Origin of the sequence: Kribbella sp. (assembly GCF_035687465.1) — a bacterium.
Classification (GTDB): Bacteria; Actinomycetota; Actinomycetes; order Propionibacteriales; family Kribbellaceae; genus Kribbella.
The window spans coordinates 1-6,355 of sequence record NZ_DASRXP010000375.1; the positions used below are offsets into that span (position 1 = coordinate 1).

At 63.0% G+C, this 6,355-nt stretch carries 5 protein-coding genes and 1 pseudogene; 3 read left to right on the forward strand and 3 right to left on the reverse strand.

What is annotated here, in order from left to right; translation table 11 throughout:
- Positions 1-274: 274 nt before the first annotated feature.
- Positions 275-1,513 (forward strand): hypothetical protein, encoded by a 1,239-nt coding sequence (locus tag VFG33_RS19730; protein ID WP_325054380.1) that lies wholly within the window; start codon positions 275-277, stop codon positions 1,511-1,513.
- Positions 1,514-1,520: 7 nt separating this feature from the next.
- Here the strand turns inward: VFG33_RS19730 and VFG33_RS19735 are convergent, their stop codons facing one another.
- Complete coding sequence (locus VFG33_RS19735; protein ID WP_325054381.1) at positions 1,521-2,063, reverse strand: RipA family octameric membrane protein; 543 nt, start codon at positions 2,061-2,063, stop codon at positions 1,521-1,523.
- A 692-nt stretch (positions 2,064-2,755) separates the two neighbouring features.
- Between VFG33_RS19735 and VFG33_RS19740 the strand changes: the two are divergent.
- Positions 2,756-2,995 (forward strand): annotated as a pseudogene (locus tag VFG33_RS19740) (isochorismatase family protein); the annotation flags it as partial.
- 4 nt (positions 2,996-2,999) lie between these two features.
- On the opposite strand, the gene VFG33_RS19745 reads toward VFG33_RS19740, so the two are convergent.
- Positions 3,000-3,560: a DinB family protein gene (locus VFG33_RS19745; RefSeq protein ID WP_325054382.1), complete on the reverse strand. Its 561-nt coding sequence runs from the start codon at positions 3,558-3,560 to the stop codon at positions 3,000-3,002.
- Between the two features lie 63 nt (positions 3,561-3,623).
- Entirely contained in the window at positions 3,624-4,610 is a 987-nt protein-coding gene (locus tag VFG33_RS19750) for a pirin family protein (RefSeq protein ID WP_325054383.1), read from the reverse strand.
- Between the two features lie 132 nt (positions 4,611-4,742).
- Here VFG33_RS19750 and VFG33_RS19755 point away from each other — a divergent pair.
- The coding region (locus VFG33_RS19755) for an ArnT family glycosyltransferase (RefSeq protein WP_325054384.1) at positions 4,743-6,355 on the forward strand (1,613 nt) is incomplete at its 3' end.

Genomic DNA, 6,355 nt, shown 5'->3' on the forward strand with positions numbered 1-6,355 from the left:
ACTGACGGATGTTGCCTCGAGCGCGGACGAGGTCGTTAGGCAACTAAGTGGCCGTACCGCGGGACGAGACGAGTGGCCGCCCGGAGTTCCATTGCCGGATGTTTCTTATCGGATGGTTCTGGATGGTTTGGATGAGTCGCCATGGCCCGCAGCGGTGCTCCGGCAGCGATTGCAAGACTTGTCAGATTTTGGCTCGGTCCTTGTATCTTGTCGCACTGCCGACTTTGATCGCCGGCTGCACGGATGTGCCGACTCATTCGACACAATTGTACGGATGACTCCATGGGGCAGCCGCGAGGTAAGACAGTACGTTGATGCGCTAAGGGCTGAGCAGAAGTTCAAAGCGGCGGATTACATTGAGAGAGTGGAGGGGCAACGTGGCGAGCTAGGTCGCGACTCATTGCTCAGCTTTCCATTGTGGCTATCGATGGTCGCCTTCTTGTCAGAGCGCGTCGATATGGAGGTTTCTGATTTTGATACAGAGGGCGTGGGTGACTACTCATTACTTCTCGCCTGCGGGCAGGCGGTCGCGCGAGAGGAGTGCCACCGGCACCACATTGAATCCGAACGTGAGGCGGAGCGGCTGAAAGGCGTCTGGGCCGAGATGGCGTGGGTTTTACACAAGGCCCTAAGGAGCGGCGGAGGTCTACTTCACATAGTTGAACTCTTAGGTTTATCCGGAGTTTCTATGGAGGATCCGCTGCATGGCCCGGCAAGATCGATGCTGATGTTACAAGAGGATCGCGTCGTTGGTTTCGTTCATGAGGTCTTTTTGGAGTTTTGGTTAGCGCAGCGAATACTCGAGAGCCTAACCGGTCCCGACATCAATACTGAGCTGGTTGCAACCTTCCTTTCGTTCCAGCGATCGCCGGTTACGAATCGCTTGATTCGTCATGGGATCAGGCGAGCTCGTGTCGGCTCGCGCGCTGCTGCGGCCATGAGGGATAGCTACGTGGAGGTCGCTGATTCGGATGTCTTTACCAAGAATCAGTTGGTATATTTGCTCGGAAGAATAGACGGTTCCCACGATACGTTGTCTTTTCTACGCGATCGGTGGCGAGATGAGAACGAGGCTGACTTTGTAAGATACTCGGCCGCGTTTGCTGGAGTGATAGCAGGCGATGAAGCTATGGAGGCAGAGTTCTACTCTCGTCTAGATGGCGACGATGTGTTCGATAGAATCAATCGCGGATATCATCGGTATTACTATGGTGACCTGAGTGGCCGGGAAGATTCTCTGCCCTTTTTCGATGACGGTTCGGGGTCGGCTTCCGGCGCGATGTACCAACTGCTGCAGCGGTTGAGCCGGAAAGGTAGTCACCATATCCGCTCGCGGAGGATAGAATTACTTACACTCCGCAGATTCTTCGAGACGCGACCCGTAGCCGATTTTGATTTTGATGAGCTCGAAATCGTGCTCCAATCCGTCGGCGTGGAGGAGGGCGGCTCGCAGGAGTTCCGAGCCGGGGTCCAACGTGAGGTGGGGCTGTTGAGGCGATCGATTGCGAGGTAGGCGAGAGTTAGAGGGTGAGTGCTAGTACAAGGGCTATTATATAGATGCTCGCGAATGTCGCGGGTATCCATTGTTCTAGGCGCGTTAGGGGCAGGTAGACTCGCCAGTCCGCTCCCCGGGCAAGACTTTGCCATTCCGCCTCTGAGTAGGCAAATGCTGGAAGTCTTTCTTCAAACGCCGCAACAGCGGACCATTTCGCCGAGCTGAGTTGTCGATATGATCTAACGAGCATGTACCAGCCTCCGCATTGAACAACTGCACCGACTAGAGGCATGCCCAGCAGCCAAGATGGGGCCTCTATGTGGTCAGTCCAGAAGATCCCGATGGTTGTTAGAATGGCGCTGTTCAGCGTAAGGAAGAATGAATTTGCGGCGCCTCGTCGCTGGCTCACTCGTTCGGCCATTTCAACATAGAGTTTGTATTGCTCTAGAATTGCTGCAAGATACTTGTCGTTTGGGCTCTCATAGTTGCGCGCATCGACAGACGTGTTCCAGAGTGAGGAACTTTGATCGCGGGTCATCATCTCTCCCGGATGCTTATCGGCGCTCATGGATCCCGTGCTTTGATCCCACACCGAGTGGATAGTCGCCTGACAGTACCTAGCGGATGCGTCAGGCGCTAGAGTGGAGCAGTCCGGTGTCGGTTGATTTCTCCTATAGCATTTGCTGGATTTCGCGATGCTGGTGTTGGAGCTTCGATGACCATGCTAAGTCTGAGTGCGCTCTGGATAGCTCGACGAGGGACTCGCTGGCCCTCGGTGTCATGTACGGGCATTGTGTCGTCGAGAGGACAAGCACTCGTGTGCTGGTCGGAGCCGATCGGGGCGCCTGCCCGTGGCGCTCGAGCGCGCCAAGTGTTTCGGTTGATCTGACCACGTTTCGGTTCAGCGGGGTGCTGGATGTGGGCCTTTCGGCACCGGCGACCGCCATGTAGCGCTGATTTACTGCAACCTCTCCGGCGACCTCGAACCCCAGCACGGTGGCCCGCTCGTCGACCGTCGCCCGCGTTTTCGCCAAAACCTTCGGCGCCGACCTCGAAGTCTCACAAATCCGCCAGTAGATGGAGCCCGGCAACTCCGGGATCTCGTAGCCGACGAAGTTCTGAGACAGCGACCCGGCGCCGGCTCAGGCGGCTCTAGTGTTTGCCGGGTGAACGAATAGATCTCGCTGGAGTTCGGTAAGAGTGCTTTACTGATGCAGCAGCTCGGCGAGAACGAGTACGTGTTCTTACAAGCCTCGCTGGAGTGCCTTCTACCAAGCGGAGCTGCTGGCACATCTGCAGGACGTCAGCACCGTGGTCGTTGCTGGCTGCAACTACCCGAACTGCCCACGCTCCACGCTGATCGACGCAACTGAACGGGATCTCCGGACGGTCGCAGTACCCGATGCCTTGTCGCGCTGGACCCCTGCGGCCGCGGACGAGTTGGCCGCCCTGGGGATCGCTGTGTGCTCGACCGACGAGGTTCTCGACGCGCTGAGTTGACGTGCTACTGGCCGACGCGGCCGTCGATGCGTTCGCGGATCAGGTCGGCGTGGCCGTTGTGGCGGGCGTACTCCTCGAGGACGTGGACCAGGATCTCCCGCAGTTCCGAGCCGTCCTCGCCGGTGACGTCCAGATCGGCTGCGTCGGCAACGAACTTCTGCGCGAAGTCGACCTCGGCACGCCAGTTGTCCCAGGCTTCCTGGACAACGGCGGGATCGGCCACGGCGCCGTCGAAGTCCTTGTTCGGCTCGTCGTCCGTGAGGTAGATGCCGCCCAGGTCCTGGCCGGCCATCACCTTCCGAAACCAGGCCCGCTCGGTCTCGGAGATGTGCCGGACCAGCCCGAGCAGGGACAGGTTGGACGGCGGAACAGATCGCCGGGCCAGCTGTTCCGCGTCGAGACCGGCGCACTTCAACTGCAGCGTGAGTCGCTGGTCTTCCAGGTACCCGACGAGCGTGTCGCGCTCGCCCTTGAATCCACCATCGGAGCGCGGGTCCTCGTCGGGGTGGACGAACATGTCCCACCAGCCGAACTGCCGCTCAGGAACTTCCTCGGTTTCGGACATACCTGATCATCGCTGCACCCGCCGCCGGCCAGCCACAGGTTTTCGTGGATGCTGAAGAGGTCGTCAGTTGGATTCGCGCAGCGTTGTCGGGGCGCCGTGGACGGCGGGGATGGTGCCGAGTTTGCCGGCCTGGAAGTCCTCGAAGGCCTGGACCACCTCAGCGCGGGTGTTCATCACGAAGGGACCGGCCATGGCGATCGGCTCGCGGATCGGGCGGCCGCCGAGGATGAGCACGTCGAGGTTCGGTTCCGCCTGCGGCTGCGACAGAGCGGCCGCGGTGCGGATGGTGTCGCCAGGGCCGAACACGGCCAGTTGCCCCTTGCGGATCGGCCGGTGCTCAGCGCCGACGGTGCCTTGGCCTGCCAGGACGTAGACCAGTGCGTTGTAGTCCGCCTGCCACGGCAGCACCATCTCGGCGCCAGGGCTCACGGTCGCGTGCACCAGCGTGATCGGGGTGTGGGTGGAGCCGGGACCGTCGTGGCCGTCGACCGAGCCCGCGATGATCCGGATCAGCGAGCCGCCGTCCGGGGTGGACAACAGGGCGGAGTCACCGCCACGAATGTCCTGATAGCGCGGAGCCGCGAACTTCTGCACCTTGGGCAGGTTCACCCAGAGCTGGATGCCGTGGAACAGGCCGCCACTGAGGACCAGGTGCTCCGGCGGCTTCTCGATGTGGAGCAGTCCGCTACCGGCCGTCATCCACTGGGTGTCGCCGTCGGAGATCAGGCCGCCGCCACCATTGGAGTCCTGGTGCTCGAAGATGCCGTCCATGATGTAGGTGACGGTCTCGAAGCCGCGGTGCGGGTGCCACGGGGTGCCCTTCGGCTCGCCCGGCGCGTACTCCACCTCGCCCATCTGGTCCATGTGGATGAACGGATCCAGGTCCCGCAGGTCCACGCCGGCGAAGGCGCGCCGTACCGGGAAGCCCTCGCCCTCGAAGCCGCTCGGGGCGGACGTCACCGACCGCACCGCACGCTCGTTCGCGGCGGCCGGGTCGGGCCGGTGGACCCGGGGCAGCACGGTGATGTCGTTGACGGTCACGGCAGGCATGGTCGGTCTCCTCGCGCTAGGTAGTTAAAGAATAAACTAACTGCTCCAACTCCCACAAGCCAGTGGTCATTCCCAGCAAGTTCCCAGCTTGCTGACAGAGCGATCAAAGAACCACTGGCAAGGGTTGCGGTCATGACCGAACCAGCGCCCCAGCCCCGCTACGTCCGGCCGGCCTTGCTGGTCCTGCTGGCGGGCACTGCCCTGCTCTACCTGTGGAACCTGACCGAGTCCGGCTACGGCAACAGCTTCTATGCGGCCGCGGTCCAGTCCGGCACGCACAGCCTGAAGGCCTGGCTGTTCGGTTCCCTGGACGCCGGCAACGTGATCACCGTCGACAAGCCGCCGGCCGCGCTCTGGGTCGGTACTGCGTTCGCCCGCGTCTTCGGGTTCTCCAGCTTCACCGTGCTGGCTCCGCAGGCTTTGATGGGAGTCGCCTCTGTCGCGCTGCTCTATTTCACGGTCAAGCGGACGTCGGGTCCGGTGGCCGGATTGATCGCCGGTACTGCGCTGGCGGTGACGCCGGTGGCTGTACTGATGTTCCGGTTCAACAACCCCGACGCGCTGCTCGTGCTGCTGATGGTCACCGCGGCGTACTGCGTGGTTCGCTCGCTGGAGAAGGCCTCGCCGCTCTGGTTAGCCCTAGCCGGTACCGCGATCGGTTTCGCCTTCCTGACCAAGATGGGGCAGGCCTTCCTGATCCTGCCGGCGCTGGCTCTCGTCTACTACATCGCAGCGCCGACCTCGGTCGGCAAGCGTCTCCTGCATCTGCTCGGCGCACTCGGGGCCGTCATCGTCTCGGCCGGCTGGTACGTCGCACTCGTCGAACTGTGGCCCGCCTCGAGCAGGCCGTACATCGGTGGCTCGACGAACAACTCGCTGCTGGAACTGGCTCTCGGCTACAACGGCCTCGGGCGCATCTTCGGCGAGGACAGGGGAGGCGCACCATCAGGCGGCGGCTTCGGTGGAGGCGGCGGCGCCCGCTTCGGTGGCGAGACCGGGCTCGGCCGGATGTTCGGAACCACCTTCGGCGGGGAGATCTCCTGGCTGCTGCCCGCTGCGCTGATCGCCTTGGTCGCCGGCCTGTGGCTCACTCGCAGCGCCAAGCGGACCGATCTCGCGCGCGCCGGACTGATCCTCTGGGGCGGCTGGCTGCTCGTCACGGGACTGGTCTTCAGCTACATGAGCGGCATCATCCACCAGTACTACACGGTCGCGCTGGCACCGGCGATCGGCGGACTGGTCGGCATCGGCGGCTACCTCTGCTGGCAGCGGCGAGCGGAACTGGCCGGCCGGCTGGGTCTGGGAGGGATGCTCGTGGCGACCGGTGTCTGGGACTACGTGCTCCTCAACCGGACCCCGACCTTCCATCCCTGGCTGAAGTTCGTGGTCCTGGGGATCGGGCTCGTGGTCGCCGCGTCGCTCCTGGTCGGTGGCCGGCGCCTCGGCCGACTGGTTCCCGCGGTGGTCCTGGCTCTGGTGCTCGCGTTCGGCCTCGGAAGTTCGGCGTACGCGGCCTCGACGGCGGCGCAGTCGCACACCGGTCCGACGCCCACCTCCGGGCCGGGAGGCGCCGGGTTCGGCGGCGGACCCGGTGGCGGAATGATGCGGCCGGGAGGCGCCGGGCAGCGCCCAGAGCGTCCCCAGGGACAGGGCGGTACCGCGACCGGGCAACCGCCTGGCGGCCAGGGACCCGGAGGCGGCGGTCAAGGAGAGCAGTCGAACAGCGAGCTCAACGCACTGCTGGA

Excerpts from the sequence above, each read along its gene's own strand:
- VFG33_RS19730 (WP_325054380.1), top strand. The coding sequence starts at position 275 with ATGACTCCATGGGGCAGCCGCGAGGTAAGACAGTACGTTGATGCGCTA.
- VFG33_RS19735 (WP_325054381.1), bottom strand. The coding sequence starts at position 2,063 with ATGAGCGCCGATAAGCATCCGGGAGAGATGATGACCCGCGATCAAAGT.
- VFG33_RS19745 (WP_325054382.1), bottom strand. The coding sequence starts at position 3,560 with ATGTCCGAAACCGAGGAAGTTCCTGAGCGGCAGTTCGGCTGGTGGGAC.
- VFG33_RS19750 (WP_325054383.1), bottom strand. The coding sequence starts at position 4,610 with ATGCCTGCCGTGACCGTCAACGACATCACCGTGCTGCCCCGGGTCCAC.